Here is a 599-nt window from a genome sequence, read left to right on the forward strand (position 1 = left end):
AGGTCACACCTGTTCCCATGCCGAACACAGAAGTTAAGCTCCTTAGCGCCGATGGTAGTCGGACTTACGTTCCGCAAGAGTAGGACGTTGCCAGGCAAGTAAATAGGATGCGATGAGCCGAGACCGAGAGGTCTCTTTTTTTACGTAAAAGGAGCTTAACTTCTCAGTTCGAAGAACTGTAAACTGACAAAAGAAAGCGTTTGAAGCTGACGAAGTAAACGAGAGACGAAACGAGCTTACAAGCGGTAAGTGAGTGAGGAAAGCGTGAAACTGAGGAAAGATGCGAACGCTTGCCTGAAGTCAGAAAAGCTGCTTAGCGCCGATGGTAGCTGACTTACGTTCCGCAAGAGTAGGACGTTGCCAGGCAAGTAAATAGGATGCGATGAGCCGAGACCGAAAGGTCTCTTTTTTTACGTAAAAGGAGCTTAACTTCCCAGTTCGAAGAACTGCAAACTGACAAAAGAAAGCGTTTGAAGCTGACGAAGTAAACGAGAGACGAAGCGAGCTTACAAGTGGTAAGTGAGTGAGGAAAGCGTGAAAAAGTAAAAGGAATGCATGAGCAAAAACTCATGCATAAGTACCGCTATCTCAATAAATTG

General features: G+C 45.7%; 1 rRNA gene. It reads left to right on the forward strand.

From position 1 onward, the window contains the following. A 5S ribosomal RNA gene (rrf, locus tag CD150_RS11740) occupies positions 1-96 on the forward strand; the annotation flags it as partial. Positions 97-599 lie beyond the last annotated feature (503 nt).

This window comes from Staphylococcus ureilyticus (assembly GCF_002902235.1).
GTDB classification, from domain to species: Bacteria; Bacillota; Bacilli; order Staphylococcales; family Staphylococcaceae; genus Staphylococcus; species Staphylococcus ureilyticus.